Annotated in this window: 2 protein-coding genes; one reads left to right on the top strand and one right to left on the bottom strand. The window is 43.3% G+C overall.

Annotated features, from left to right (window positions below; all coding sequences use genetic code 11):
- Positions 1-192 precede the first annotated feature (192 nt).
- A complete protein-coding gene (locus tag F6K23_RS42760; RefSeq protein ID WP_367267992.1) occupies positions 193-297 on the bottom strand; it encodes a hypothetical protein in 105 nt (34 codons plus the stop codon).
- A 281-nt stretch (positions 298-578) separates the two neighbouring features.
- Between F6K23_RS42760 and F6K23_RS41245 the strand changes: the two genes are divergently transcribed.
- Positions 579-761 (top strand): hypothetical protein, encoded by a 183-nt coding sequence (locus tag F6K23_RS41245; protein WP_293167093.1) that lies wholly within the window; start codon positions 579-581, stop codon positions 759-761.
- Positions 762-1,036: the final 275 nt, after the last annotated feature.

The raw sequence follows: 1,036 nt of genomic DNA, 5'->3' as shown, positions 1-1,036 counted from the left end.
TTGACGCTTGTGCCAGATTGCCTACAAGGTTTTGCAAAAGTCAATGGCTATCCTGAATTCATTTTTGCAATTTAGCTAAAAGGGTTCTTAAATCTTCAAGTTCAGATTTAGTTTCTGCTTCCTCCTCCTGAAGTTGCTGAATTTGACCCTTAATTTTTACCAGTTGCTTCTCGGCTTTGAGAATCAACTGGTTTATGATTCCCCCAGCAGTTGTTCCTCCGGCGCTGCTACTCGAATAAGCCCTCTGGCAATTCTTTCCACTAGTTCCGACTGAGAGATCCCTCTGCTTGCCGCCATCTCCCTGAGTCTCCTCATCCCTGTCTCGGTGACTGACAGGGTGAGAGAGCTCTTGATTTCCCCGTACTCCGAGTGCTTGGCTTTTGGCATTTTTACTGGTCATGTATCTATATCCTAATTAGGATAGCAAGATTCTATTTGTATTTTAATACATACAATGATATGTTATAAGTAGCATTCTAATTAGGATGTTATCTGTTCAATACTCAAAAGCCAGCGCTCCACCCACCAAGTGTCTGCGCTGGCTCTAGCTCCCTAATTCATCAGGAGATAAAAATATTATGACCTACTCTGATATCCTCAAACCTTGGGCAATTGCCCGTCTACTACCCCCCACACAATGGGTAATCATCGCTCGCTACCGCACTCGCTCCGACGCTGATGGACACCTCCAATTGCTACGCCAGCGAGTTTCTGATATCCAATTTGAAGTTGTCTTTGATTTACCACAAAGGAACACTTAGCAGATTACCAAACCTACAAGTCAATCTCCAACTAAGGAATAAGTAATAAATGTGCTTATTGTCACTTATGACTTATTCCTTAAATATCTTGTCGATTTCATACTAAACTGAATCTGGATCAACTCCCAGTTGACGTAGCATCTATGCTAGTTGTTGCGATCGCAGTTTCTCCTGCTGAAGTTGCGATTCAACTTGCTGTGCGCGTTGCTTCTGCTGCCGAGCAAGTTGCTTCTCTTGCCGTAGCTGTTGTTGCAACTGCTCAATTAGTTCTTCTG

This window comes from Okeania sp. SIO2C9 (assembly GCF_010672455.1).
Lineage (GTDB): Bacteria > Cyanobacteriota > Cyanobacteriia > Cyanobacteriales > Microcoleaceae > Okeania.
Note: the sequence above shows the minus strand (reverse complement) of the source record. Positions and strands in the feature narration are given on the sequence as shown.